Below are 26831 nucleotides of genomic sequence, written 5' to 3' on the forward strand. Positions count from 1 at the left end.
TCAGGCGGCGCCGCGCACGTCGAACTCGACCTTCCAGCGCTCGCTCGTGCCGCTCGGGATCGCCTCGAGCTCGAGCGTGCCGGCTTCGGTCACGCGCGCATGCAGCTTGACCGGCACGATCTCGCCGACGGTGCGTCCGTCGGCGGGCAGCGTCGCCTGGATTTCCTCGAGCTCCTGCAATTCATCCGGCGACCAGTAGTCGAGCAGCGTGCCGACCTGATCCTGGCGGCGCACCGACGACCCGAAGAAGCGGAACTGCACCGGCTCGCCGACGACGAGGCCGAACTCCTGCGGCGGCAGCGCCGCATCGGTGCCCTCCTCCATCCCGAACGGCGCGACGCACAGCGCCTGCACCGGCGGCTCGAGCCCCGGCACCGCGGGCATCGCCGATTCGATCGCGACGTAGTACGCACGCGCCGTGCCACCGCGAATGCGCACGCCGCGGCCGCGCTTCACGTAGCCGTAGTAGGCCGCGCCGCGCGCGACGGCGAGATCGAGGTCCGCGCCTTCGAGCAGGCGGGCGGCCGGCGCGCCTTCCGCGGCGAGCCAGCCGTTCAGCGTATCGAGCACGCGCTGCGTGAGCAGCGCCGACTTGAACACGCCGCCGTTGAACAGCACCGCGGTCGGATGCAGGAACGTCGCGCCCGCCGGCAGCGTGCGCGCCACGCCGTCGAGCGCGTCGAGCGCCGCGACCTGACGGCCGAGGAACGCCGCCAGATGGCGCGTGATGCCCGCGTCCTGCGCATACGGCAAGCCGAGCTGCGTGAGGCCGACGCGCGCGCGGCTCACCGGCCGCGCCGCCGCATCGACCTGCGGGAAGAAGCCTTCGAGGATCGTCTGCGTGAGTTCCGCGCGCGTCAGTTCGGTGCGGATCGACCCGCCGATCAGCTTCGAACCGCGGCTCGGCACGACGAGCGGCACCGCATCCGTCGTCGGGTCGGACAGCAGCGTTTCCTTCGCCGAGCGGCACGCGTAGGTCAGCGCGCGCAGCTGCCACGGATCGGCCTGCGTGCCGTTCTGCGCGAGCTTGCGCGCGACCACGTGCGCGAGCGCGAGGTCCATGTTGTCGCCGCCGAGCAGGATGTGCTCGCCCACCGCGACGCGATGCAGTTCGAGATTGCCGTCGCGTTCGACCACCGCGATCAGCGACAGGTCGGTCGTGCCGCCGCCGACGTCCACGCACAGGATCAGATCGCCGACCTGCACCTGCTTGCGCCAGCCGCCTTCGCTCTTCTGGATCCAGCTGTAGAGCGCCGCCTGCGGCTCCTCGAGCAGCGTCATCCGCGCGTAGCCGGCCGCGCGCGCGGCCTCGGCCGTCAGCTCGCGCGCGGCCGGGTCGAACGACGCGGGGATCGTGACCGTCACGTCCTGATCGGCGAACGGCGCGTCCGGATGCGCGTGGTCCCACGCTTCGCGCAGATGCGTGAGGTAGCGCGTCGAGCTTTCCAGCGGCGACACGCGCGCGACTTCGGGCGGCGCATCGCTCGGCAGGATCGCCGCGCGGCGATCGACGCCGGGGTGGCACAGCCAGCTCTTCGCGCTCGACACCAGCCGAATCGGCGTGCCGGCGCCGCGCGTGCGCGCCATCTCGCCGACCGCGAAATTGCGCGACGCCGTCCACGGCAGCGTCAGGTCGCCCTGCGTGAGCTCGCTCTCGTGCGGCAGATACAGAAACGACGGCAGCAGGTCGCGCGACTCCAGTGCGCCGGGCGCGGTCAGCTGGGCGATCGGCAGCACCTGCTGCACGATCTTCTCGCCGTCGCTCGCGGCGCTGTCGACGTAGGACAGCGCGCAGTGGGTCGTGCCGAGATCGATACCGATCGAATAGCGCGGATCGCTCACAGTTCCACCTCCGCCGGTGCGATCACCGATGCGTCGTGGCTGCCCGTCAGCTTCGGCAGGCGCACGTCGGCCACGCGCCAGCCGCGATGGCTGACGGTGCCCGTGAACGGCGCGGCGCCGACCACGTTGCCGGTCACGCGCACGGCCGTCGCGTCGAAGCCGGCCGGCAGCGTCACGCGCGTGCCTTCCGCTTCGTCGCGTACCGGCACGATCGTGAAGTGTTCGCGCAGCGCGGCGCGGCAACCGTCGTGCACGAGGCGCGCGGCTGCGCCGATGTCGGCGTCCGCATAGCCGGCGATGTCTTCCTCGACGAAATCGATGAAACGCGCATCGCGCTGCAGCAGGCCGAGCAGTTGAAGCGCGGCTTGCGGGCTCGCTTCGCGCAGTTCGGGCGCCGGCGCCTTGGCCGGTGCGGGAGGAGGTGCGGGTGCGGGCGCCGCGGCCGGTGCCGGCGCAACCGGTGCCGGTGCGATCGGTGCCGCGGCGCCGTCGCGCACGCGCAGCACGCCGGCCGCGAACTCGCGGTTGCCGAGCACGGAGAAGAACGTGCCGACGGCCAGCGACAGCCGGCCGAAGAAGGACAGGTTGGATTCGGGCATGGGGTGTGGACTCCTGTGGGCTCGCGACGCGGCGAGCAGCTTGCCTGAGCGCCCGGCAGCGGCATGCGCGGAACGCACGCCGCCCGGCCCGGCGCGTAGTTCGGGCGCGCCCTCTCGGGTGCGGAAAACCCGTATTTTGCCCTGTGGCGGGCGAATCGGGCAGAAGTCCGGGGGACGGGACACGGGCGCGACGGCTTTCGCGGCGTGCAGGAATGCGTCGGATGGCCTGCTGCAGGACGTCGGCCGCGATAGCGCGGGGGGCCGTGCCGGGCCGGAGTGGCGGTTCGCTGGCGGTTGGGATCGGCGTGCGAATGCGTTCGTGGCATGCACGCGCGAGTGAGTGTGATGGCGCAGACGCGGCATTGCGGCGACGGCGTCGGTCGTCGTCGAAACCGACGCCGTCGCGGCCGGTCATTCGCGTGAGATCGGCAGCAGAAGATACGCGGGCCGTCGTCGTGCGTATTGCCGACTGGCTACCCATCCGTCGATGCGACGCGCGGGCGCAACCGCGATCGTTGCAGGCCGGCCGCGATTGCGCATCGTTCGAACGCGCTTGCGCCGAGCGTTCGTCGGCTCGATGACTCTACGGCGATGGCGATGGCGATACCGAAGCCAAAGCCGACGCGAGCCGCAAGAGAAACGCGAACGACATGCCGCATCGCCTCGCGTCGGGCCCAGCCGACCATGAGCGCGAACCGGCAACCGCGACGGCTCGACAAAACCCGCGTGATTCAATGCGCCGAGCGCGACCATCGATCCCGGCCGCGCAGCGCACCCACGCCCGCCCAACCGATACAAAAACAGCCCGCGATTGCGCTGATCGCAATCGCGGGCCGTCCGGTTCGACGCGGGAGCGCTACGGCCTCCCGCTCGAACCTCGCGTCACTCGTGCTGCTTAGTGACCGCGGTACAGCGACTTCATCTCGTCATTCGCGCGCGGCGCGACGACCTTCGCCGGCTTGCCGGCCGCTGCGGCGCCTTGTGCGTTGTTGCCCACACCGCTGTTGTCGACACCTTGTGCGCGAGCCAGCGCATGTTGCTGATCGACGCGGGCTTGTGCGGCCTGGATGTCGTCCGGATAGTGCGGGTCTTCGCCGACCGCCGGGTTATAACCGGCCTTCTCCAGTTCGATCAGCTCGGCGCGCACTTGCGCACGGGTGAGCGGTGCGGTGTTCTGAGCGAAAACGGCGACCGGAGCGGCAAGGGCAGCAGCAACGACAACGGCTTGAATAAGGTTCTTCATGATACGTACCTCCGACTGTGTCTGGTTGTGTGGCTTCGAACACCTCGTTCGTTGCCAATGACTAAAGTTTAAGCACGTGCGCCCTCGAGAGTTATCGGGCTGCGTGGAAGTGATTGTTGCTGGCCGCGGATGGAATCCGGCGTCACAACCGCTGCGCAGCGATGGATTCCGCGCGCCAAGTGCGGTTTAATCGATGCCCGGCCACGCCAGCATCAACGGACATTTCATGCTCGACCTCGAAGATCTTCGGCTCGTTCGCGCGATCGGCGCGTCACGCTCGCTGGCGTCTGCCGCGCGCCTGCTCGACCTCACGCCGCCCGCGGTCACGCTGCGCCTGCAGCGGATGGAGGCGCGGCTCGAGGTCCGGCTCGCGGTGCGGCAGTCGAAAGGCATCGCGCTGACCGACGAAGGGCAGCGGCTGTACCAGGAAGCCGTCGCGATTCTCGAGCGCGTCGAAGCGTTGCCGCTCAGCCTCTCCGGCGATCACGGCGACGTGCAAGGCACGCTGCGCGTCGTCGCGCCGTTCGGCTTCGGGCGCAAGTACGTCGCGCGCATCGTGCGCGACGTGCAGCGTGCGCATCCGAAGCTCGAGATCTCGCTGCATCTGTCGGAGAGCCCGTTGACGAGCGCGTCGGGCGCCGATGTGGTGATCCACGTCGGCAGCCTGAAATCGTCGTCGTGGATCGGCTATCCGCTCGCGCCCAACGAACGCTTCCTGTGCGCAAGCCCCGGTTACGCACGCCGCATCGGCGCACTGAGCCATCCGTCCGACCTCGCCCGCTACGACTGCCTGTGCCTGCGCGAGAACGACGAAGACATCGTCCGCTGGCGCTTCTCGCAAGCCGGCGACGGCGAAGGCGACGCCAGGCGCTCGGCCGTGATCCGCGTGACGGGCGCGCTGTCGTCGAACGACGGCACCGTGATCACCGACTGGGCGCTCGCGGGGCTCGGCATCGTCGAACGCTCCGAATGGGACGTCGCGCCGCTGCTGGCGAGCGGCAAGCTGGTCAGGCTGCTGCCCGACTGGCATCTGCCGCCCGCGCCGGTGACCGCGCTGCTGCCGTCGCGCACGGGCCGTTCCGCGCGACAACGGGTGTTCCTCGAAGCGGCCACGCAATTTCTCGCGCCGCCGCCGTGGCGCGCGAAGGTGCCGCCGCCCGCCCCTCATTAAATTGGTGTTAATGACCGATTTCCGCCGCGTTAAACCCGCGGCGAGTCGAACGCCGTAGAGTGTGTGCGTCGCCAACCATCGAGGCAACGCATCATGGGCATCCCCACCGTCACCACCCCCGCCGCACTGATCGACGTCGATCGGATGCACGCCAACATCGCGCGCTTGCACGCGCATCTGGACGCATTCGGCGTCGCGTTCCGGCCGCACGTGAAGACGACCAAGTGCCAACAGGTCGTGGACGCGCAGATCGCGGCCGGCGCGCGCGGCATCACGGTGTCGACGCTGAAGGAGGCCGAGCAGTTCTTCGCGAGCGGCGTGCGCGACATCGTCTATGCGGTCGGGATGATTCCCGCCCGGCTCCCGCAGGCGCTCGCGCTGCGCCGGCGCGGCTGCGACCTGAAGATCGTCGCCGACAGCCTGCACACCGCGCAGGCGATCGCGGCGTTCGGCCGCGAGCATGGCGAGCGCTTCGAAGTCTGGATCGAGATCGACGTCGACGGTCACCGTTCGGGGATCCGCCCCGACGACGACTTGCTGATCGACGTGGGGCGCACGCTCGCCGCTGGCGGCATGACGCTCGGCGGCGTCCTGGCTCACGCCGGCTCGAGCTACGAATACGACACGCACGACGCGCTGGTCGCGATCGCCGAACAGGAGCGCGCGCGCACCGTGCACGCCGCGCAGCGCCTGCGGGCGGCGGGCTTGCCGTGCGACGTCGTCAGCATCGGCTCGACGCCGACCGCGCTGTCCGCGGCGAACCTCGACGGCGTGACGGAAGTCCGCGCGGGCGTGTACGTGATGTTCGACCTCGTGATGCACAACATCGGCGTGTGCGCGCTGTCCGACATCGCGCTGTCGGTGCTGACCACCGTCATCGGCCACCAGGAAGAGAAAGGCTGGGCGATCGTCGATGCGGGCTGGATGGCGATGAGCCGCGATCGCGGCACGCAGCGGCAGGCGCGGGACTTCGGCTACGGTCAGGTGTGCACTGAAGCCGGCGACGCGCTCGACGGCTATCTGATGAGCTCGGCGAATCAGGAGCATGGGATCGTGTCGCGCAGCGGCACGCCGGATCCGGATATCGCGAAGCGGTTTCCGATCGGCACCCGCTTGCGGATTCTGCCGAATCACGCGTGCGCGACCGGTGCGCAACATCCGGAATACCGTGCGCTGACGCGCGACGGCGCGACGCAGACTTGGCCGCGTTTCTACGGGTGGTAAAAGCGCCGGCCATCGCGGCCGTTGCGATTCAACGTCGAGGCAACCGTTTGTTCAACGACAGTCGCCTCATCGAATTCCACTTTGCATCATCTTTCCACAGGCTCGCCCGCCATGCCGTCAGACGCCCAGCTCCTGCTTCTCGATCGTGATGCCGTCGGGCCCGCGCTTCAGGCCGAACAGGTGACGGCGGCCGTGCGCGACGCTTTCCTGCTGCACAGTCGGCGCGCCGGGCGCGTCTTCCCGGTGGTGCGCGAAAAGCTCCATACCGGCGGCATATTCGGCATCAAGTCGGGCGACGTCGCACAGCAGGAACTGCTCGGCTTCAAGGCGGCCGGCTTCTGGCCCGGCAACCGAAGCCGCGGCGGCGAGCCGCACCAGGCGACGATCGCGCTGTTCGATCCGGCCACCGGCCGCCCGCTGTGCATCATGGACGGCAATGCGATCACCACCGCGCGCACCGCGGCGGCCGGGGCGCTCGGGCTGCAGACGCTGGCGCGTCCCGACAGCTCGCGCGTCTGCGTATTCGGCACCGGCGTGCAGGCGCGCGCCCAGCTCGACCGGACGCTCGCGCTGCTGCCGCAGCGATGCGCGGTGCAATACGTGAGCGCCGGCGGCGATCCGGACCCGGCGTTCGAGTCGGCATTCAGCGCACGCTGCGACATCCGGGCCGCGCGCGACCGCAACGATGCGGTGGCCGGCAGCGACGTGGTGATCACGGCGACGCCCGGCCGCGGCCCGCTGTTCGACGCCGCCGCAGTGCAGCCGGGCACGCATCTGACCTGCGTCGGCGCCGACACCGCCGGCAAGCGCGAGCTTCCCGAACACCTGTTGGCGCGCGCGCGAATCTTCGTCGACGATCACGAGCAGGCGCGCAGCATCGGCGAATGCCAATGGGCGCCCGAGCTGCCGCGCATCGAGATCGGCGACGTGCTCGCGGGCGTCGTCACGGTCGATCGTGCGGCGCACGACATCACCGTGTTCGACATGACGGGCCTCGCGCTACAGGATCTGACCGTCGCGCGCGTCGTCTATCGACAGGCCGTCGAGCACGGCGCAGGCCACCGCGTTCCGTGGCCATGGTGAGCGCCGCCGCGCGCGGCAGGTTGCGTCGCCATGCGGTCATCTCGCGTATGCGCAAGCACGTTTGACTTCGACGATGCGTTGCGGTGCGCGCATGCGGCTCGACACGCGCGCACGAGCCCAACGGATACGACCTTCAGCGCGCACGAGGCAAATTGCGTCGACGACGCACCGCCGATCGACATCGCCCGCTCCGCTCACAACCCGTCGATCCCGAGTCGCGCCTTCGGCAGCCCCAACGAAGCGGCGTGACGGCGCCCGCCCCGTCACGCCGCCTGACGCGCCTGCGCGATCCGTTGCGGCGCCTTCGGGCGCGCATAGAGCCGTTCGAGATACGCCTGCAATTGCGGGAACGTATCGAGCAACTGGCATTCGCCGGCCCAGTCGATCAGATAAGCGGTCACGCAATCGGCCACCGACAGCGCATCGCCGACGATGAACTCGCGGCCTTCGAGATGCCGCTCGAGAATCGCGGCCATCGTCACGAAGTCCTCGCGTGCGAGCGCGATGTCGGCCGGCAGACGCTTTTCCGGCGGATAGAGGAACGTGTGGCGCGCGATGCGCCACAGCGGCTGCTCGAGCTCCGTCACCGCGAACATCACCCATCGGTAAGCCTGCGCACGCAGCGCCGGATCCGTGGGCAGCAGCGCCTTCTGCGGATACTTGTCCGCGAGATACAGCACGATCGCGGCCGACTCGGGAATCACCAGATCGCCGTCCACCAGCACCGGCACCTTGCCGGCCGGATTGAGGCGCAGGAATTCGGGATGCTTGTGCTCGCCCGCCGGAAGGTTGACCGACACGAATTCGAAATCCGCGTCGAGTTCCTTGAGCCCCCAGAGCGCGCGCTGCGAACGCGTGCCGGCAAATCCGTAAAGCTTCATCGCAATGTCTCCGTCCAGATTGTGTGTCATGTCGCGCGGGCCGCGTCGTGTCCGACCACGGCCGGCGTCGGTCGCGCGCAGCGCGTGCCGCCGCTCACATGCCGGGCACCGGCAGAATCGGCATCACCTCGACCGCCTCGCCGGGAAACAGCGTGAAATGCGGATGACCTTCGAACAGCGCGGCCGCTGCGTCGTGCGACGCGGCGCGCACGATCGTGAACGCGCCGAGCGCATTGGCCGTATCGGCGACGCCGCGCGTGTCGATCCTCTTGGTCTTGCCGAGCGGGCCGCCGAGTTCGACGATCGCATCGCGATGCCGGTCGACCCACGCATGCCACGCGGCCATTCCGTCCCGCTCGCGTGCGCGCCGCTCGTCCTCCGACAGCGCGAGCCACGCCTTCATGGGCGCACTGTCCTTGCTGCCGACGAAAACCGCGAGATACAACTGCTGTCGAGCATCCATGCTTCCTCCGTCCGGTGGCGGGCGCGGCAGGCTGCCGCACCTCGCCCTTGACACAATAGGTTGATATCAACACAATTGCAACATGGCCCGCAATAATGACCTTCCCTTCGAAACGACGTTGATGGTGCGCGATTGCTGCTTGTGCCTGCACATGCAGCGCGCGGCGCGCAATCTCGCGCGCATCTTCGACGATGTGCTGCGTCCGCTGGATCTCACCAACGGCCAGTTTTCGCTATTGATGTCGCTGAACCGGCCGCAGCCGGCGACGATGAAATCGGTGGCGTCGCTGCTCGCGATGGATCGCACCACGCTGACTGCCGCGCTGAAGCCGCTGGAGCGGCGCGGGCTGCTCACGATCGCTCAGGATCCGGACGACGGGCGCAGCCGTCTGCTCGAACTCACGCCGGCCGGCCGCCAGCTGCTCGCCGACGCGTTTCCGCTGTGGCAGCAAGCGCATGCCGACATCGAAAAGTCGTTCGCACCGGAGCAAGTCGACGTGCTGCGCGACCAGTTGCGCATGCTGTCGGAAGACCCGGCGACGCGCGGCTGAGGCGCGCGTCATAGCTGGTTGATGCAGCGGGTTGATGCTTGCCGCAGCCGGGCGGCAGCGGGCCGATCGGCCCGCGTGCACGTCACTCGGCGAGCGCCGCCGCGACGCCGGCGCGCTTCGGCACGCCGGCCACGATCGTCGCGACCGCGACGGCCAGCACCGCGGCCGCGCCGACGAACACACCGCCCGCGCCGTTCGCATCGAACACGACGCCGCCGGCCGCCGCGCCCGTTGCGATCGCGAGCTGGATCGCCGCGACGATCAGCCCGCCCGCGCTTTCCGCTTCGTCCGGCACGGTGCGCGTGACCCACGTCGACCACGCGACCGGCACGCCGCCGAACGCCATCCCCCACAACGCGACGAGCACCGCGTCGAGCATCGGCGCGCGGCCGAGCGCGACCAGCGCGATCGCGAGCACGACCATCAACGCCGGCATGCCGATCAGCATCGGCCGCAGCCGGTGTTCGAGCACGCGGCCGGCGAGCGACGTGCCGACGAAGTTGGCGATCCCGTAGCCGAGCAGGATCGCCGACAAGCCGTTCACGCCGACGCCGGCAACCTGTTCGAGAAACGGCCGCAAATACGTGAAGAACGCGAAATGCCCGGTGAATACGAGGATCGTCGCGAACATCCCGAGGCCGACGGTCGGCCGGCGCAGCACGTCGACGAGCGTGCGCAGGCGCGTCGTGCCGCTCGGCGGCATCGACGGCAGCGTGGCGGCCTGCGATACGAACGCGACGCCGCCGAGTGCGGCCGCGATCAGGAAGACGTTGCGCCAGCCGATCAGGTGCCCGAAGTAACTGCCCATCGGCGCCGAAGCGATCGTTGCGACCGCCACGCCGCTGAAGATGATCGACAGCGCGCGCGGCACCATCGCGGTCGGCACGAGCCGCATCGCGGTGGCGGTCGCCATCGTCCAGAAGCCGCCGAGCGCGATGCCGAGCACCACGCGGCCGATCAGCAGCGTCGTCAGGTTCGGCGCGAACGCGACCGCGAGATTCGACGCGACGAGCAGCACCGAGAACACGAGCAGCACGCGGCGCCGGTCGATGGTGCGCGTGAGCGCGGAGATCAGCAGGCTCGTGACCAGCGCGACCGTCGCCGTGGCCGTGACGGCCTGGCCCGCGACGCCCTCGGTCACGCCGAGGCTGTCGGCCATCGGCGTGAGCAGGCTCGCGGGCAGGAATTCCGCGGTCACGAGGCCGAACACGCCGAGCGTCATCGCGAAGACGGCGCCCCATGCGGGTTCGCGGGGAGCCGCCGGGGCGGCGGCAGAGGAGATTCCGGGATTCATGCGTCGTTCCGAGTCGTCTGGGGAAAGTACCGATGTCGACGTATCGTAAGGAACAACGACAGGACGGTCTATGACATACAATCCGTTCTTATTGATCCATCGTCTGGATTTCGCAATGTCCACTCCGTTGCTCCCACCGACGTCCGACCCGCACGACCTCGTCAGCGAACTGCTGCTCGGGATGCGGCTGAGCGGCGTGCAATACCGCCGGATCCAGGTGGCGCGGCCGTTCGGGCTGAGCTTCGGCCATGCGCCGGGGCGCGCGCAGTTCCATTTCGTCGGGCGCGGACCGGTGCTGCTGCGCGACGCGGACGGCACGACGATGCAGCTCGAGGCCGGCGACGCGGTGCTGCTGCCGCACGGCCGCACGCATGCGCTGTTGTCGGACCGCGATGCGCCGTGCCGCGAGATCGGCGGCTTCGAGGCCGCGAAGATCTGCGACACGGTGGCATCGGTCGGCGTCGGGGCGTGCGCGGCGACGGAGCCGGCCGCCGGCGACGCGCTGATCTTCAGCGCGTGCATGGAACTCGATCTGGGCGGCATGCAGCCGCTCGTCGGCACGATGCCGGCGTTCATGCACGTCGGCACGCTGCTCGCCCGCTACCCGGAAATCCGCCCGATGCTCGACGCGATGGAGCGCGAATCCTGCTCGGAACGCGCGGGCTTCGCGGGCATCCTCGCGCGGCTCGCGGACGTGGTCGCCGCGTTCATCGTGCGCGGCTGGGTCGAGTGCGGCTGCGGCGACGCCACCGGATGGGTGCAGGCGCTGCGCGAGCCGAAGCTCGGCCGCGCGATCGTCGCATTGCATCGCGATCCGGGGCGCAACTGGAGCGTCGCGGAACTGGCCGCCGCCGCCGGCGTGTCGCGCTCGGTGTTCGCCGAGCGGTTTCTCGCCGCCACCGGGATGACGCCGGTGCGCTACCTGACCGAGCTGAGGATGCGGCTCGCCGCGCAGTGGATCGCGCGCGACCGCGACACCATCGAGACGGTCGCGTACCGGCTCGGTTACGGATCGCTCGCCGCGTTCAGCCGCGCGTTCAAGCGCGTGGTCGGCCGGCCGCCCGGTGCGGTGCGTGCGGAGGGCGATGCGCGGGCGGAGGTTTAGGGGGAGTGGCTCGGTCGATGCGGCGGGGCTGGGTTTGGTTGCCGCGGCGTTGGTTTCGACCGCGCCTCCCATCACACCGCACTCGACGCTCACCGTTGCCCGACCCGCACGACGATCTGCGCCTGCGTATCGCGTTCGATACGCTCCAGCGAACCGCGCAACGCCGCGAACACTTCAGGTGAACAAACCTGTGTGCCGAACGCCGCCGTCATCCGGCGCGTGACCTGCACGATGCGCGCGACCGGGTCGAACACGTAATGCGACGTGAAGTCGACGAAGCGCCCATGCACGATCGTGTCGGCCGGCAGGTCCGTCAGCGCCGCGCCGGCCGGCAGCGCGATCTGGCCGGTCTCGTCGAACGTGCCGCCGATGCAGGTCCATGGTTGCGTGCGCATCGGTTCGGCGAGCCACCCTTCGATCTGCGTCGCGATGCCGCCCGTGACGCTCGACAACGCCGGCACCGCGGTCGTGCCGTCCGGCCACACGAAATGATCGAGCGTGCCGGCAAACGTCACGTCGAACGGGCCGTCCGTCGCGCGGCGATCGCTCGTCTCGATCTGCGCGCGGCCGCGCAGCCCGGTTTGCCGCAGGCGTTCGTTCGCGAGCTGACCGATCCGCTCGGCCGGCGCACGGCGAAACAGGTTGCGCTCGAGCTCGGCCGTCCAGCCGTCGTCTTCGACGAATGCGTGGAACGGCGCGGCGCCCGCCTGCGCCGCATCGATCGCGAGCCGCGCGGTGCGGCGCCGCGGCTGCGTGGCCGGCGTGCGCGACAGCACGCCGCTGTCGACCAGCAGCGCCGGCCGGTCCATCACGATCGGCGGCAGGTAGCCGAACGCGATGCCGGCCGTCGTCGTATCGGCGTACAGGCCGAGCTCGGGCAGCCACGTGATCGCATGATTGATCGCGCCGCCGCCGTAACCGGGCACCGACGGCAGCGTGTACACCGCGCCGAGGTTGATCAGCACCGGCTCGCTGCGGATACCGACCGCCGCGAGCAACGCGCCGAATAGCGCGACGTGGTCCTTGCAGTCGCCGTAGCGGTTGCGCAGGATGTCGGTCACGCGATGCGGCGCGGCGGCCGTCTCGCCGAGAAAGATCGCGACGTAACGCACGTTCGCCTGTACCCAGTCGTACAGGATGCGCGCCTTGTCGCGCGCGCCGTCGGCGTCGGCGGTGAGCGCGCGCGCCAGTTGCACGACGGCCGGATCGTGCGCGCCCGCATCGACGGCCGCGTTGCGATACCGCGCGGCGAACGCCGCGTAGTCCGGCAGCGTCGACACCACGAGCCGGTCGCCGTAAGTTTGATAACCGACCGAGCCGCTCTCGATCCGCTCGTACGGCCCATGCCGGTAATCGAACGCGTAGCGCGTGCGGCCGTTCGCGGTCACCGGCGGCAACGCGACGTAGCCGCGCGCGTCCGCATGCAGCGGCATGTCGGCCGGCACGTCGAAGATCAGCCGCTGATGCTCCACCGGCTCGCGCGACGGTTCGACGTAGTAGCCGAAGTAGCCCGCGTTGACCGGCTTCGTGCGTGACTTGCGGAATGCGATGCGGGTGCGCGAGCCGGCCTCGACGCCGGGAAACACCACCGTGCGCAGCAGCCCGTCCTGAAACGTCGGCGCGCCGGCCGAGCGCGGCTCCTGCACGTCGCGGATGCCGTCGGCGCCGACCGGATGCGCGACGCCGTCGCGATCGATCGTCTCGGCCGCGACCAGTTCGACCTTCTCCAGATTCTTGTCGTACCAGACGTAGCGCTGCGCAATCGCATCGATGCCGCTCGCGTCGTTGGCGCGCAGCGTCGAATCGTCGTCCTCGTCGAGCGAGCCGTCGCGCTGGATCACGAATACGTGGACATCGTCGACGAGCGTGACGGGCGCCGCGTCGCCCGTGTCGGCGGCGGGCACGGGGCGCGCGGCGGTCAGCGCGACGGCGGCGACCGCCGCCCATGCAAAGGCGCGACGCGGCCCGCTGCCGGACCGGCGGAAGGGAAATCGCACCACGTCGAAGCGCTCCAACGCGTGGGGGTTCGGGTCAGGAATTCGGCCGGCGTATCGGCGCCGGCTGCAACGAGCGCGAGCCGATGAGGTCGGCTCGCTCAGTTCGAGCAGCCAGTGTGTTCGCCGCACCGCCCAGCGTCAACCCGCCCGGCATTCGCTCGCCCCGCACGAAACCACCCTGCCCATCGCCGCCGCCGCGCGGCAAGCGCACGCGCGCGGCACCACCCCTCCCTCTCCACTCGCGCGATCACATCGCTCGCCGCGTGCGCGGCTCGCGTAAGCGCCCAACTCGTGCGTTGTTCCCCGCATTTCGGCATTTGTGCGCGCGCAACAATGGCGGTGCCTCGCGACCGGCGCCGTCCGGGGGCCTGTTTTTCCGCGACGCCGGCCGCGGCGCTTTCCGAAGAACCACATCTCACGAGGACATACCATGCAACTCCAATCCCATCCGGCGTGCCGTCCGTTCCATGAAGCAGGCGAACTCACGCAATTGACCGCGTTCTACGAAGAAGGCCGCAACGTCATGTGGATGATGCTGCGATCGGAGCCGCGTCCGTGCTTCAACCAGCAGCTCGTCACGGACATCATCCACCTCGCGCGCGTCGCACGCGATTCGGGCCTGCCGTTCGACTTCTGGGTGACGGGCTCGCTCGTCCCCGAGCTGTTCAACGTCGGCGGCGACCTGAGCTTCTTCGTCGACGCGATCCGCAGCGGCAGACGCGATCAGCTGATGGCCTATGCGCGCTCGTGCATCGACGGCGTGTACGAGATCTACACGGGCTTCGGCACCGGCGCGATCTCGATCGCGATGATCGAAGGCAGCGCGCTGGGCGGCGGCTTCGAGGCCGCGCTCGCGCATCACTACATCCTCGCGCAAAAGGGCGTGAAGCTCGGCTTCCCCGAGATCGCGTTCAACCTGTTCCCGGGCATGGGCGGCTATTCGCTCGTCGCGCGCAAGGCGGACCGCGGCCTCGCCGAAACGCTGATCGCGTCGGGCGAGGCGCATGCGGCCGAGTGGTACGAGGATCGCGGGCTCGTCGACGAGACGTTCGACGCGGGCGACGCGTACGTCACGACACGCACCTTCATCGACGTGGTCAAGCCGAAGCTGAACGGCATCCGGGCGATGCTGCGCGCGCGTGAGCGCGTGTTCCAGCTCACGCGTTCCGAGCTGATGGACATCACCGAGCAATGGGTTCACGCGGCGTTCACGATCGAGCCGAAGGACCTCGCCTACATGGAACGCCTGGTGATGCTGCAGAACCGGCGCGTGTCGAAGCTGCGCACGGTGTAACGGAAGCGGAGCGCGCCGCCGCGTCGCGGCGGCGCGCCCGCGATGCGGACACGCTCAGGCGATCAGCCTGAGCTTTCTCGTTTCGGCGAGCCACGCCTCGAAGGCCTGAGCCGGCATCGGCCGCGCATAGTAGAAACCCTGCGCGCGGTCGACATCGATCTGCTTCAGGAACTCGGCCTCCGCGCGCGTCTCGACGCCCTCGGCGACCACCGAGAAGCTCAGCGCCCGCGCGAGCGACACGACCGAGCTCACCAGCGCCTGCGAGCGCGTGTTGCGATCGATGCCGGTGATGAAACTGCGATCGAGCTTGATCGAATCGAGCGGCAGCCGCGACAACTGCGACAGCGACGAATAGCCGGTGCCGAAATCGTCGAGGTGAATCTGCGCGCCGAGCTGGCGGAACTGCTTCATCAGCCCGTGCGCCGCGTTCTCGTCCTCGATGAAGCTGCTCTCGGTCAGCTCGACGTCGACGAGGCTCGGCTTCAGTCCGGCGCTGTCGAGGATCGACGCGAACTGATCGACCACGTTCATGTCCTGCAACTGCCGCGCGGACACGTTCACCGCGATCCGCACGCCGAGCCCCTGCGCCTTCCATGCGGCGGCCTGCGCGGCCGCGGTACGCATCACCCAGCGCCCGAGCGGCGCGATCAGCCCCGACTCCTCGGCGAAGCGGATGAACTCGACCGGCGCGACGAGCCCGCGATCGGGCGACTGCCAGCGGATCAGCGCCTCGACGCTGCGCACGTCGCCGGTGGCGATGTCGACGACCGGCTGGTAATGCAGCACGAACTGCTCGTCCTCGAGCGCCTTGCGCAGGTTCGTGTCGAGCCACATGTACTTCGCGACCTTCTGGTTCATCTCCAGCGAGAACACGCGGTACGTGTGCTTGCCTTCTTCCTTCGCGACGTACATCGCGGTGTCGGCGCTGCGGATCAGCGTCTCGAGCGAATCGCCGTGCTGCGGATACATCGCGATGCCGATCGAGCAACTCGTGTAGACCTCCACGAGCCCCAGATGGATCGGCGTGCGCAGCCGCTCGAGGATGATCTGTGCGGTGGCCTCGAGCAGCGGCCGCGTGCCGTGCTCGAACAGCACGAGGAACTCGTCGCCGCCGAGCCGCGCCAGCGTCGCGCCCGACGGCAGGCAGCCGCCGATCACGGCCGACACGTCCTGCAGCAGCCGGTCGCCGGTGATGTGCCCGTAGTGGTCGTTGACGCGCTTGAAGTTGTCGAGATCCAGGAACAGGATGCCGACCTGGCCGCGCACGTCGCTGCGATCGGCCGCGAGCGCGATGCGGATGCGCTCGCTGATCGCATGGCGGTTCGGCAGCCCGGTCAGCACGTCGGTATTCGCGAGCTCGGTGAGCCGCTGCTGCGCGTTGCGCTCCTCGGTGATGTCGATGCCCGAGCAGATCAGGTACTGCTCGTCGACGCCGCTGCCGCTCTGCACGAACTTGTTGCGGAACTGGAACAGGCGCGGCCCGTTGACCGTGTTGATGTAGCGCTCGACCGCGAACGGGCGGTTGCTCGCAAAAAAGCCGGTGATGTTGCTGCGCGACTGCTCGCCCTGCTCCTCGCTCATGAACAGCTCGAACGCGCTGCGGCCGATCACGTCGACTTCGCGCTTACCCGTCACTTCCTCGCACAGACGGTTGAAGCGCTGCACCATGCCGTTGCGGTCGAGAATCACGACGAGCGAATTCACTTCGGACACGACCTGCTCGGCGAACGCGAGCCCGTGGGCGAGGTCGGCCGCGACGGACTCGGTATCCGAGTAGGCGGACGCGGTGCCGGCCCAGTTGGCGGTGTCGACCTTGCGGCCGACGAGGTGCAGGCTCACCGGATCGCCGAACAACGCGAGTTCGAGCACGAGGTGCGACGTGACGCCGGTGAGCGCGCGGATGCGCGCGGCCTGCTCGCCGGTCAGCGCGACGGCGACATTGGTACAGCCGCGCTGCGCGGCCAGTTCGAGTGCATTGCTGTCGCTACCGAGGCGCCAGCATGGGCTGCGCGTACCGAGATGCGCTTCGAGCACCGCGCAATCGTTTTCGTCATCCATCGACACGCCCCGATCCAGAAAAAACGCATAGTGTAGACGGAGGCGAGCCATCTGCCATCGGTCGCTGCAGGTGCACCGTGCATGCGCGGCGGCGCAGTCGTGACGACAGGGACAGCGGCCCTCGTTCCGTACGTGTTTTCAACCAATGCGACCCGGCATTCGCGCTCGACGCGCGCAGGATTATTCAAACGAATGATGTAACCCATCTTATCAAATGACGATGCGGATTGACACTCACATTTGACGGCGAGTGTCAAGGAATCACGCAATGATTGACAACGATTTTCCATGAATGCGCGCCGCATCGCGCCCGCGACTTGCGCGGGCGTCGAAGCACGTGGTGGGGGCCGTCGGGAAGCCGCGTCCGGCGGGCTTTGCGGCGCAGCGGACGAGCGCGGCAATCGAGCGGCGGTCACGTGCCCAGCCGGGGTCGGAACGCAATGCGGATTAGCGCTTAAAGCCGTATTTTTATTGCCGTACGCATGAGAATGCACGCGTAGTGGCGCATATTAATTCCCGTCCCGTTGCGGCGTTCCATCGGACGAATCGCATCCATATCGGCACGCGGGCGGCGACGCGACGCGCGGTGGAACCGGTACTAATCCAGCGAGGCGCCCCGCCCGCGCGGAAAATCGCACGCCGCGCATACGGCCGCGCGGCGCGCGTCATGCCTATTCGCCGTCGACGAAGCCGTAACCGCCGCCGCCCGGCGTTTCGACGACGAACACGTCGCCGGCCGCCATCTGCGCGCGGCCGATATGCGCGAGCGTCTCGACGGTGCCGTCGGCGCGCTCGATCGTGTTGCGCCCGAGCGCGCCCGCTTGGCCGCCCGCCGCGCCGAACGGCGCATGGATCCGGTTGTTCGACAGGATCGATGCGGTCATCGGCTCGAGGAAGCGGATCCGCCGCACCGCACCGTCGCCGCCGCGCCAGCGCCCGCGCCCGCCGGAATCGGCGCGCAGCCGGTGCGACTCGAGCCGCACCGGGTAGCGCCATTCGAGCACCTCCGGATCGGTCAGCCGCGAGTTCGTCATGTGGGTCTGCACCGCGCCCACGCCGGCGAAGCCGTCGCCGGCACCGCTGCCGCCCGCGATGGTCTCGTAGTACTGGTAGCGCGCGTTGCCGAACGTGAAGTTGTTCATCGTCCCCTGGCTCGACGCGACGCAGCCGAGCGCGCCGTACAGCGCATTGGTGATCGCCGACGACGTCTCGACGTTGCCCGACACGACGGCCGCCGGATACTCGGGGTTCAGCATCGAGCGCGCCGGCACGATCACGTCGAGCGGCTTCAGGCAGCCGGCGTTCAGCGGAATGTCGTCGCCGACCAGCGTGCGGAACACGTACAGCACCGCGGCCATGCAGACGGCCTTCGGCGCGTTGAAGTTGTTGTCGAGCTGCGCGGACGTGCCGCCGAAGTCGATCCGCGCACTGCGCGCCGCGCGGTCGACGCGGATCGCGACGCGAATCTCCGCGCCGTTGTCGAGCGGATAGCGATAGGCGCCGTCCTGCAGCGCGCCGATCACGCGTCGCACCGCTTCTTCCGCGTTGTCCTGCACGTGCGCCATGAACGCGACCACCACGTCGCGGCCGAACTGCGCGACCATCCGCCGCAGCTCGTCGACGCCCTTCTGGTTCGCCGCGATCTGCGCGCGCAGGTCGGCCATGTTCTGCTCGACGTTGCGCGCCGGATAGCGGCCCGACGCGAGCAGCGCGCGCGTCTCGGCGTCGCGCAGCACGCCCGCCGACACGAGCTGCCAGTTGTCGATCAGCACGCCTTCTTCGTCGATGTGGGTCGAATCGGGCGGCATCGAGCCGGGCGTGGTGCCGCCGATGTCCGCGTGGTGGCCGCGCGAGCCGACGTAGAACAGCGGCGTGTCGGCATCGTCCGCGAGCACCGGCGTGATCACCGTGACGTCGGGCAGATGCGTGCCGCCGTGATACGGATCGTTCAGCATGAACACGTCGCCGTCGCGCATGCGGCCGCGGTTGCGCTCGATCACCGTGCGGATGCTCTCGCCCATCGAGCCCAGATGCACGGGCATGTGCGGCGCGTTCGCGATCAGGTTGCCGGCGCCGTCGAAGATCGCGCACGAGAAGTCGAGCCGCTCCTTGATGTTCACCGAATACGCGGTGTTCTGCAGCCGCAGCCCCATCTGCTCGGCGATCGACATGAACAGGTTGTTGAAGATCTCGAGCCGCACCGGATCGGCCTCGGTGCCGAGCGAGCGGCGCACCGGCAGCGGCGTCGTGCGGGTCAGCACGAGGTTGCCCTGCGCGGTCATCTGCGCGCGCCAGCCCGGCTCCACGACCGTCGTGCCGTTGCGCTCGGCGACGATCGCCGGGCCGTCGATCGTGTCGCCAGCGAGCAGCGCGTCGCGCACGTAGAGCGCCGCATCGTGCCAGCGGCCGCCCGAATAAAACCGCACGGTGTCGTGCACGGGCACGCTCGCCGCCGCGTCGCGCGGCGCGAGCGGCGCGACGTCGACCGGCGCGTCGGAGCGGCCGATCGCCTCGACCGACGCCAGCTCGGCCACCAGCGGCGTGCCGGGCATCAGGAACGCATAGCGCTGCCGGTACGCGGCCTCGAACGCCTGCTGCATCGCGGCGACGCTGCCGGCCGGCACGTCGAGCGCCGAATCGGTGCCCTGGTAGCGCAGGTGCACGCGCCGCTCGGTGGCGATGCGCTCGGGCGCCACGCCCTGCTCGAGCAGCGCGCCGATCGCGTCGTCGGCGAGGCGGTCGAGCGCCGCGTTCAGCGCCGGCAGCGACGCGTCGGACAACACGGCTTCGATCGCGGCCTCGCGCATCGCGGTCTGGTCGGCGAGCCCCATCCCGTAGGCGGACAGCACGCCCGCGAGCGGGTGCGCGAACACCTGCGTCATCCCGAGCGCGTCGGCCACGCCGCACGCGTGCTGGCCGCCCGCGCCGCCGAAGGTCGTCAGCACGTAGCGCGACACGTCGTGGCCGCGCTGCACGGAAATCTTCTTGATCGCGTTCGCCATGCTGCCGATCGCGATCTCCAGGAAGCCTTCGGCGAGCGCCTCGGGCGTCTCGCGCCGGCCAGTCGCCGCGTGGATTTCGTCGGCGAGCGCGGCGAACTTCGCGACGACGCCGTCGCGATCGAGCGGCTGGTCCGCGTTCGGGCCGAACACGCGCGGGAAGTGCTCGGGCTGGATCTTGCCGAGCATCACGTTGCAGTCGGTCACCGTCAGCGGGCCGCCGCGCCGGTATGCGGCCGGCCCGGGGTTCGCGCCGGCCGACTCCGGCCCGACGCGCAGCCGCGCGCCGTCGAAGCCGAGCACCGAGCCGCCGCCGGCCGCGACCGTGTGGATGCTCATCATCGGCGCGCGCATCCGCACGCCGGCCACCTGCGTGTCGAACACGCGCTCGAACTCGCCGTGGTAGTGCGATACGTCGGTCGACGTGCCGCCCATGTCGAAGCCGATCACGCGCTCGAAGCCGGCCGCGCGCGCGGCGCGCGCCATCCCGACGATGCCCCCGGCCGGCCCCGACAGGATCGCGTCCTTGCCCTGGAACGCGTCGGCGCGCGTGAGGCCGCCGCTGCTCTGCATGAACTGCAGGTTCACGCCGGGCATCTCGTGCGCGACCTGCTCGACGTAGCGGCGCAGGATCGGCGACAGGTATGCGTCGACCACGGTCGTGTCGCCGCGCGGCACCATCTTCATCAGCGGCGACACCTCGTGCGACACCGACACCTGCGTGAAGCCGATCCGGCGCGCCAGCAGCGCGAGCGCACGCTCGTGCGCGGTGTGCCGGTAGCCGTGGATCAGCACGATCGCCAGCGCACGCACGCCGGTATCCAACACGCTGCGCAGCGCGGCTTCGGCGCCGTGCAGGTCGAGCGGCACGACGACGTCGCCGTGCGCGCCGATCCGCTCGTCGATCTCGACGACCGTCTCGTACAGCGCGTCGGGCAGCACGATGTCGAGATCGAACAGCCGCGGCCGGTTCTGATACGCGATGCGCAGCACGTCGCGAAAGCCGCGGGTCGTCGCGAGCGCGGTGCGCTCGCCGTTGCGCTCGAGCAGCGCGTTGGTCGCGACCGTGGTGCCCATCTTCACCATCTCGACGCGCTCGGGCGTGATCGGCTCGCCGTCGGCGAGGCCGAGCAGCTGGCGGATGCCGGCCACCGCTGCGTCGCGATACTGCTCGGGGTTTTCCGACAGCAGCTTGTGCGTGACGAGCGTGCCGTCCGGGCGGCGCGCGACGATGTCGGTGAACGTGCCGCCGCGGTCGATCCAGAATTGCCAGCGCGCGGCGTCGGAGGAAACGGGGGAAGTGTGTCGGTCGGTCATGGCGTTGAAGTCGATGCGTCGTTGAAGCGGAGGACGAGCGCCGCCGCACGGCGCGCGTCGCGCGCCGCGGGTGGGCTTCGATGAACGTGGGAAGGTGAAGCGGCGGGCGCGGTGCGCTTACGCGGCGTCGAGTTCGCGGCCGCGCGTTTCGGGCAGCGTCAGCGCGGCGACGATCAACACGCCGTACGCGGCGACCGCGAAGATGCCGATGCTCGCGCCGAGCCCGTAGTGCTTCGACAGCGCGCCGATCAGGAACGGAAACAGCGCGCCGACTGCGCGGCCGACGTTGTAGCAGAAGCCCTGCCCCGAGCCGCGCACGCGGGTCGGGAACAGCTCGGTGAGGAACGCGCCCATCCCGGAGAAGATGCCCGACGCGAAGAAGCCGAGCGGAAAGCCGAGCCACAGCATCGACGTGTTCGTCAGATGCAGCGCCGGCGACGTGTAGGCGAATGCGATCACCATCGAGCCGAGCGCGAACAGGATGAAGTTCGGCTTGCGGCCGAGACGGTCGGTCAGGTAGGCGCTCGTCAGATAGCCGATCCACGAGCCGACGATGATCGTCGCGAGATAGCCGCCCGTGCCCATCACGGTCAGGTGCCGCTCGGTCTTCAGGAACGTCGGCAGCCACGTCGTGATCGCGTAATAGCCACCCTGCGCGCCGGTGGTCAGCAGCGCCGCGCGCAGCGTGGTCGACAGCAGCTTCGGCGCGAAGATTTCGGTGAGGCGCGGCGCGTCGGTCGCGCGCTGCGCGGCCTTCTCCTTTTCGTAGACGTCCGGCTCCTTCACGTAGCGACGGATCACGACCACCAGCAGCGCGGGCGCGAGGCCGACGAGGAACAGCGCGCGCCATGCCTGCTCGGCCGGCAGCACCGAGAACAGCAGCGCATACAGCAGCGCCGCCAGGCCCCAGCCGATCGCCCAGCCCGACTGCACGAGCCCGACCGCCTTGCCGCGGTCGCGCGCGCGGATCACTTCGCCGATCAGCACCGCGCCGGCCGTCCATTCGCCGCCGAAGCCGAAGCCCATCAGCGCGCGCGCCGCGAGCAGCTGCGAGTAGTTCTGCGCGAGCCCGCACATTGCGGTGAACACCGCGAACCACAGCACGGTCAGCTGCAGCGTGCGCACGCGGCCGATCCGGTCCGACAGGATGCCCGCGAGCCAGCCGCCGAGCGCCGATGCGAGCAGCGTCATCGTGCCGATGAAGCCGGCGTCCGCGAGCGAAATGCCCCACGTCGCGACGAGCGTCGGGATCACGAACGACAGCATCTGCGTGTCCATCCCGTCGAGCATGTAGCCGACCTTGCAGCTCCAGAACGCGCGGCGCTCGCGCGGCTGCGCGTGCGCATACCATCCGAACAGGCCGTTGTCGTTGCGTGCGGGGCCCGTCGGATCGGCGGCGGGCGCCGCGAGCGTCTTGCTTTCCATGGTGAAGCTCCTGTCGAAGTGTGCGGTTCGGTCGATGCGCGTCGGGTAAGTCGCGCCGGCGGACGCCGGCTCAGAACACCGCGAGCGACGCGTTCGTCATGTCGGTGATCAGCATGTAGCCGGGCGTATGCGCGATCGCGAGCGGCAGCTTCGCTTCCATCAGCGCGGTTTGCGGCGTCACGCCGCACGCCCAGAACACCGGCAGCTCGTCGTCGCGCACCGTCACCGCGTCGCCGAAATCGGGCGCGCCGAGATCGGCGATGCCCAACGCCCGCGGATGGCCGATATGGATGGGCGCGCCGTGCACGCCGGGAAAGCGGCTCGTGATCTGCACCGCGCGAATCGCGTCGGCGCCGCGCAGCGGGCGCATCGACACGACCAGCTGGCCGCCGAAGATGCCCGCCCGGCGGTTCGGAATCGACGTGCGGTACATCGGCACGTTGCGGCCTTCTTCGATATGGCGCAGCGCGATCCCTTCGCGTGCGAGCATGTCCTCGAACGAGAACGAGCAGCCGATCGCGAACACGACGAAATCGTCGCGCCACAGCGCTTCGAGCGAATCGACGCGCTCGGTCAGCCGGCCGTCGCGGTACACGTTGTAGCTCGGCACGTCGGTGCGCACGTCGAGATCCGCGCCGAGCACGTCGACCCGGAACGCGCCCGGCTCGCCGACACCCAGCAGCGGACACGCCTTCGGATTCGCATGACAGAAGCGCAGGAAATCGTGCGCATGCGCGTTCGGCAGGATGGCGAGGTTCGCCTGCGCGAACGGCCCGCACTGGCCGGCCGTCGGGCCGCGGAACGCGCCGCTGCGTACGGACCGGCGGAATTCTGAAGGGGTCATGTAGGTGCTCTGAAGATCGGTCGGTGGTCGGGATGACGCGCTTGCGTCAGCGGATACGGCGAAGAATAGGAAAGAAAAAATTGGCCGGCCAACGAGTTTTTTTGCTGCCGGTGTATAGAATTCCTTAACGCGTATCGGGGTCTTCCCCGATCCCGTTCAGTTTTCTTCACCGGCAAGCTGCGCGTCCCACGTCCACCGATCGCCCATGAACACGCGCTTTCTCGAAACCTTCGTCACGCTCGCGAAGCTGCGCAGCTTCCGCACCACGGCGGCTGCGCTGCATGCGACGCCGGCCGCGATCTCGCAGCGCGTGAAGGCGCTCGAGGACGAGTTGCAGACGGTGCTCGTCGACCGCGACAGCCGCGAATTCCGCCTCACCGCGCACGGCGAATACCTGCTCGGCTACGCGAAGGCCGTCGTCGCCGCGACGCAGGAGCTGCAGGCGGCCGCGGCCGGCGACAGCGCGTTGCGCGGCAAGCTGCGGCTCGGCGTGATCGAGACGGTCGTGCACAGCTGGCTGCCGCACTACCTGCGCCGGCTCGCCGCCGACTATCCGCAACTGGAGGTCGACCTGACCGTCGACGTCAGCGTCGTGCTGCAGCGCCGGCTGATGGCCGGCGAGCTCGATCTGATCATTCGGGTGGAAGGCAGCGACGAGCCGTCGGTGGTGTGCGACGCGCTCGCGAACTATCCGGTGCGCTGGATCGCCCGCGCGGGGCTGCTGCCGAACACGCGCACGGGCCTCGCGCGGCAGGTGCTGCGTCAGCCGATCCTCACCTACGGGCGCGGGACCGCGCCGCATCGCGCGCTCGAGGACATCGTGCGCACGCTCGCGCACGCGCACGGCGTGCCGCTGTCGGAGACGCGCATCACCGGCTCGCCGTCGATCTCGGTCATCGTGCAGCTGGTGCGCGACGGGTTCGGCGTCGCGGCGATTCCGGTGCTGTTCGTCGATGCGCTGATCGAGCGCGGCGAGGTGGTCGAGCTGCCGCTGCAGCCGTTGCCCCCGTCGATCGTGGTGTCGATGTCACGGCGCGCGGATGCGCCGAAGTTCGTGCACGGCGCGTCGATCGCCGCGCGCGCCGCGTGTCATGAGTATTGCGGGAACAGCAACCGGTTGCTGGTGGAAGCGCTGTGACGCGGTGACGGGTCACTGCTCTTGCGCTCAACGAGGTCGGGCATCGCCGGATACGAGCCGGTTGCCGCAACCGCCATGCGCGGCCATCCGCGTACGCCCACGCGCTTTCGCCGATAGCCGAATGCTCGCGCCCGCGCATCGTGCTGGCGTACGTGCGCCGTGGCTACCGCGTGCGGCTCGCGCGTCGCGGCGCGCGTTCTCCGTCGGCGTCGTCGGACGCGAGCATCTGCGGAATCTCGTCGACGAGCGCATCGACGACGACACGCACCTTCGACGGTACGTGGCGCGACGCCGGCCGCACCGCGAACACCTCCGCGCCCGACACGCTGTCGCTGTCCATCACGAGCGCGAGGCGCCCGTCGCGCACGTACGGCGCCATCAGCCAGCACGGCAGCCAGGCGAGGCCCGCGCCGGCGGCGGCCGCGTCGGCGATCGCCAGCAGGTCGTCCAGCCGCAGGCGGCCGGCCGGGCGATGCTCCCGCACCGTGCCGTCGGCGCCGATGACGCGCCACGGCGACGGCTGCCCGCCGCGCGAATACGCGATGCCGACGTGCGACGCGAGTTCGTCGAGCCCCGACGGCCTGCCGTGCCGCGACAGATACGCCGGCGATGCGCAGATGCCCATCCGCTGCACGCCGAGCTTCCGGCCGACGAGCGCGCTCGTATCGGCCAGCTCGCCGATGCGCACCGCCACGTCGAAACCGTCGTTGACGAGATCGGCGATGCGATCGCTGAACGACAGATCGACTTCGAGCTTCGGATACCGCTCGACCAGACGCCGCACCACGGGCGCCACGCACTGTCGGCCGAACAGCACGGGCACGCTGATGCGCACGCGCCCGGCCGGCTCGCGGCGGCCCGCGTCGAGCGCGGCCTCCGTTTCGCCCAGCTCCGCCAGCAGCCGGCGACACTGCTCGTAATAGATGAGCCCTTCGTCGGTGAGCCCGAGCTGGCGTGTCGTGCGTCGCAGCAGGCGCGCGCCGAGACGCTGTTCGAGCCGCGCGACGATCTTCGCGACGGCCGAGCGCGTCTTGCCGGCGCGCAGCGCCGCCGCCGCGAAGCTGCCTGATTCCACCACGTCGACAAATTCCGCGACGCCTCTCAGTCGTTCGTCCATGCGGCTCCGCTCCGATGCGATGACGGGTTGTGTCCTTGCAGGCGACAATCGTCGGCCGAATTCTCGCCAATGCGTCCCCGTGCGCGACACTATGATAGTCCCGACTATCTCGAAAAAGGAGTCGACATGCACGCATGGCAAGTCAAACCGGGCGACGGCATTGCCGGGCTACGCCGCATCGACGCGACCGCGCGCGCCGTCGGGCCGACCGACGTCGTCGTGAAGATCCACTCGGCCTCATTGAACTATCGCGACCTGATGTTCGCGCGCGGCGACTATCTCGGCATCGGCACCGACGCGCTGATCCCCGTCGCCGACGGCGCCGGCGAAGTCGTCGAAACGGGCCGCGACGTCACCCGCTTCAAGCCGGGCGACCGCGTGATCAACAGCTACTTTCCGCGCTGGATCGACGGGCCGCCGACGCCGCACAAGGTATCGGGTTCGCCGGGCGCGCAATTCGACGGCGTGCTCGCGGAACGGTTCGTGTCCGACGAAGCCGCGCTCGTCGCGATTCCGCCACATCTGGACTACGACGAAGCGGCGACGCTGTCGTGTGCGGGCATCACCGCGTGGAACGCACTGTTCGTCGACGGCGCGCTGCGGCCGGGCGCGACCGTCGTGCTGCTCGGCACCGGCGGGGTGTCGATCGTCGCGCTGCAGCTCGCGCACGCGGCCGGGCTGCGCACGATCGTCACGTCGTCGAGCGACGCGAAGCTCGAACGCGCCCGCGCACTCGGTGCGGACGCAACCATCAACTACCGGGCGATACCCGACTGGCAGCACGAAGTCCTGCGGCTCACCGGCGGCGACGGTGCGGATCTGGTCGTCGAAGTCGGCGGCCGCGATACGCTGCCGCGCTCGGTCGCCGCGACGAAGATCGGCGGCACCGTGTCGGTGATCGGCGGCCTCAGCAGCTTCGGCGGTCCGGAGCTCGGGCTGCTGTCGCTGATCGGCGGCTTGCGGCGGCTGCACGGCTTGATGGTCGGCAGCCGCGCGATGCTCGACGACGTCGTGCGCGTGGTCGACGCGCAACGGATCAAGCCGGTGGTCGATCGCGTGTTCGGCTTCGATGAAGCGCCGCACGCGTACGCGTACCTGCAGTCCGGGCAGCACTTCGGCAAGGTGGTGATTCGCGTCGCGTCGTAAGGCGTGACGGTGCGGGCAGCCGTGGCAACCGTCGTCCGTCC

The 26831-nt window shown here is 69.5% G+C and carries 20 protein-coding genes; 8 read left to right on the forward strand and 12 right to left on the reverse strand.

From position 1 onward, the window contains the following. The 3 genes from C3Y15_RS09965 to C3Y15_RS09975 all read right to left on the reverse strand — a co-directional run bounded on the left by C3Y15_RS09965 (window position 1) and on the right by C3Y15_RS09975 (window position 3684). Window positions 1-1842: an Hsp70 family protein gene (locus C3Y15_RS09965; RefSeq protein ID WP_011881383.1), complete on the reverse strand. Its 1842-nt coding sequence runs from the start codon at window positions 1840-1842 to the stop codon at window positions 1-3. Further along, window positions 1839-2441: a DUF2760 domain-containing protein gene (locus C3Y15_RS09970; RefSeq protein ID WP_059567535.1), complete on the reverse strand. Its 603-nt coding sequence runs from the start codon at window positions 2439-2441 to the stop codon at window positions 1839-1841. Before C3Y15_RS09970 ends, C3Y15_RS09965 begins: the two co-directional genes overlap by 4 nt. 895 nt (window positions 2442-3336) lie before the next feature. Then, the gene (locus C3Y15_RS09975; RefSeq protein WP_011881381.1) at window positions 3337-3684 is read right to left on the reverse strand and encodes a DUF4148 domain-containing protein; all 348 of its coding nucleotides are present in this window, start codon (window positions 3682-3684) and stop codon (window positions 3337-3339) included. A 226-nt stretch (window positions 3685-3910) separates the two neighbouring features. Here C3Y15_RS09975 and C3Y15_RS09980 point away from each other — a divergent pair, with 226 nt between their 5' ends. The 3 genes from C3Y15_RS09980 to C3Y15_RS09990 all read left to right on the forward strand — a co-directional run bounded on the left by C3Y15_RS09980 (window position 3911) and on the right by C3Y15_RS09990 (window position 7162). Beyond that, entirely contained in the window at window positions 3911-4855 is a 945-nt protein-coding gene (locus C3Y15_RS09980; protein WP_014724475.1) for a LysR family transcriptional regulator, read from the forward strand. A gap of 93 nt (window positions 4856-4948) precedes the next feature. Continuing rightward, on the forward strand, window positions 4949-6079 hold the full coding sequence (locus tag C3Y15_RS09985; protein WP_011881379.1) for a DSD1 family PLP-dependent enzyme: 1131 nt from the start codon (window positions 4949-4951) through the stop codon (window positions 6077-6079). A gap of 111 nt (window positions 6080-6190) precedes the next feature. Next, window positions 6191-7162, forward strand: a complete 972-nt coding sequence (locus C3Y15_RS09990) for an ornithine cyclodeaminase family protein (protein WP_069246562.1) — start codon at window positions 6191-6193, stop codon at window positions 7160-7162. A gap of 263 nt (window positions 7163-7425) precedes the next feature. Here C3Y15_RS09990 and C3Y15_RS09995 read toward each other — a convergent pair whose 3' ends face one another. Both C3Y15_RS09995 and C3Y15_RS10000 read right to left on the reverse strand, forming a co-directional pair. Continuing rightward, complete coding sequence (locus C3Y15_RS09995) at window positions 7426-8043, reverse strand: glutathione S-transferase family protein (protein WP_011881377.1); 618 nt, start codon at window positions 8041-8043, stop codon at window positions 7426-7428. A 94-nt stretch (window positions 8044-8137) separates the two neighbouring features. Beyond that, a complete protein-coding gene (locus tag C3Y15_RS10000) occupies window positions 8138-8506 on the reverse strand; it encodes a YciI family protein (RefSeq protein WP_014724471.1) in 369 nt (122 codons plus the stop codon). Between the two features lie 82 nt (window positions 8507-8588). On the opposite strand from C3Y15_RS10000, the gene C3Y15_RS10005 reads away from it, so the two are divergent. Continuing rightward, the gene (locus C3Y15_RS10005) at window positions 8589-9056 is read left to right on the forward strand and encodes a MarR family transcriptional regulator (protein WP_011881375.1); all 468 of its coding nucleotides are present in this window, start codon (window positions 8589-8591) and stop codon (window positions 9054-9056) included. Window positions 9057-9138: 82 nt separating this feature from the next. Here C3Y15_RS10005 and C3Y15_RS10010 read toward each other — a convergent pair whose 3' ends face one another. Continuing rightward, the gene (locus C3Y15_RS10010; protein WP_034194894.1) at window positions 9139-10350 is read right to left on the reverse strand and encodes an MFS transporter; all 1212 of its coding nucleotides are present in this window, start codon (window positions 10348-10350) and stop codon (window positions 9139-9141) included. 70 nt (window positions 10351-10420) lie between these two features. On the opposite strand from C3Y15_RS10010, the gene C3Y15_RS10015 reads away from it, so the two are divergent. Further along, complete coding sequence (locus tag C3Y15_RS10015) at window positions 10421-11455, forward strand: AraC family transcriptional regulator (RefSeq protein ID WP_069246563.1); 1035 nt, start codon at window positions 10421-10423, stop codon at window positions 11453-11455. An 89-nt stretch (window positions 11456-11544) separates the two neighbouring features. On the opposite strand, the gene C3Y15_RS10020 is transcribed toward C3Y15_RS10015, so the two are convergent. Next, the gene (locus C3Y15_RS10020; RefSeq protein WP_011881372.1) at window positions 11545-13455 is read right to left on the reverse strand and encodes a DUF3857 domain-containing protein; all 1911 of its coding nucleotides are present in this window, start codon (window positions 13453-13455) and stop codon (window positions 11545-11547) included. 427 nt (window positions 13456-13882) lie between these two features. Here C3Y15_RS10020 and C3Y15_RS10025 point away from each other — a divergent pair, with 427 nt between their 5' ends. Further along, complete coding sequence (locus tag C3Y15_RS10025; protein WP_011881371.1) at window positions 13883-14746, forward strand: crotonase/enoyl-CoA hydratase family protein; 864 nt, start codon at window positions 13883-13885, stop codon at window positions 14744-14746. Window positions 14747-14800: 54 nt separating this feature from the next. On the opposite strand, the gene pdeR is transcribed toward C3Y15_RS10025, so the two are convergent. The 4 genes from pdeR to C3Y15_RS10045 all read right to left on the reverse strand — a co-directional run bounded on the left by pdeR (window position 14801) and on the right by C3Y15_RS10045 (window position 23389). Next, complete coding sequence (gene pdeR, locus C3Y15_RS10030; RefSeq protein ID WP_011881370.1) at window positions 14801-16804, reverse strand: cyclic di-GMP phosphodiesterase; 2004 nt, start codon at window positions 16802-16804, stop codon at window positions 14801-14803. 671 nt (window positions 16805-17475) lie between these two features. Beyond that, entirely contained in the window at window positions 17476-21120 is a 3645-nt protein-coding gene (locus tag C3Y15_RS10035) for a hydantoinase B/oxoprolinase family protein (RefSeq protein WP_069239931.1), read from the reverse strand. A 117-nt stretch (window positions 21121-21237) separates the two neighbouring features. After that, window positions 21238-22545 carry an MFS transporter gene (locus C3Y15_RS10040; RefSeq protein ID WP_059623024.1) on the reverse strand — a complete coding sequence of 436 codons (1308 nt, stop codon included), beginning with the start codon at window positions 22543-22545 and terminating at the stop codon, window positions 21238-21240. A 70-nt stretch (window positions 22546-22615) separates the two neighbouring features. Further along, the gene (locus C3Y15_RS10045; protein WP_011881367.1) at window positions 22616-23389 is read right to left on the reverse strand and encodes a putative hydro-lyase; all 774 of its coding nucleotides are present in this window, start codon (window positions 23387-23389) and stop codon (window positions 22616-22618) included. A gap of 205 nt (window positions 23390-23594) precedes the next feature. On the opposite strand from C3Y15_RS10045, the gene C3Y15_RS10055 reads away from it, so the two are divergent. Beyond that, a complete protein-coding gene (locus tag C3Y15_RS10055) occupies window positions 23595-24527 on the forward strand; it encodes a LysR family transcriptional regulator (RefSeq protein WP_011881366.1) in 933 nt (310 codons plus the stop codon). A 163-nt stretch (window positions 24528-24690) separates the two neighbouring features. Here C3Y15_RS10055 and C3Y15_RS10060 read toward each other — a convergent pair whose 3' ends face one another. Next, window positions 24691-25644, reverse strand: a complete 954-nt coding sequence (locus tag C3Y15_RS10060) for a LysR family transcriptional regulator (protein WP_014724458.1) — start codon at window positions 25642-25644, stop codon at window positions 24691-24693. Window positions 25645-25770: 126 nt separating this feature from the next. Between C3Y15_RS10060 and C3Y15_RS10065 the strand changes: the two genes are divergently transcribed. Continuing rightward, complete coding sequence (locus C3Y15_RS10065; protein ID WP_011881364.1) at window positions 25771-26790, forward strand: NAD(P)-dependent alcohol dehydrogenase; 1020 nt, start codon at window positions 25771-25773, stop codon at window positions 26788-26790. The last annotated feature ends 41 nt before the right edge of the window (window positions 26791-26831 follow it).

The organism is Burkholderia sp. B10, from assembly GCF_004368385.1.
GTDB lineage: Bacteria > Pseudomonadota > Gammaproteobacteria > Burkholderiales > Burkholderiaceae > Burkholderia > Burkholderia vietnamiensis.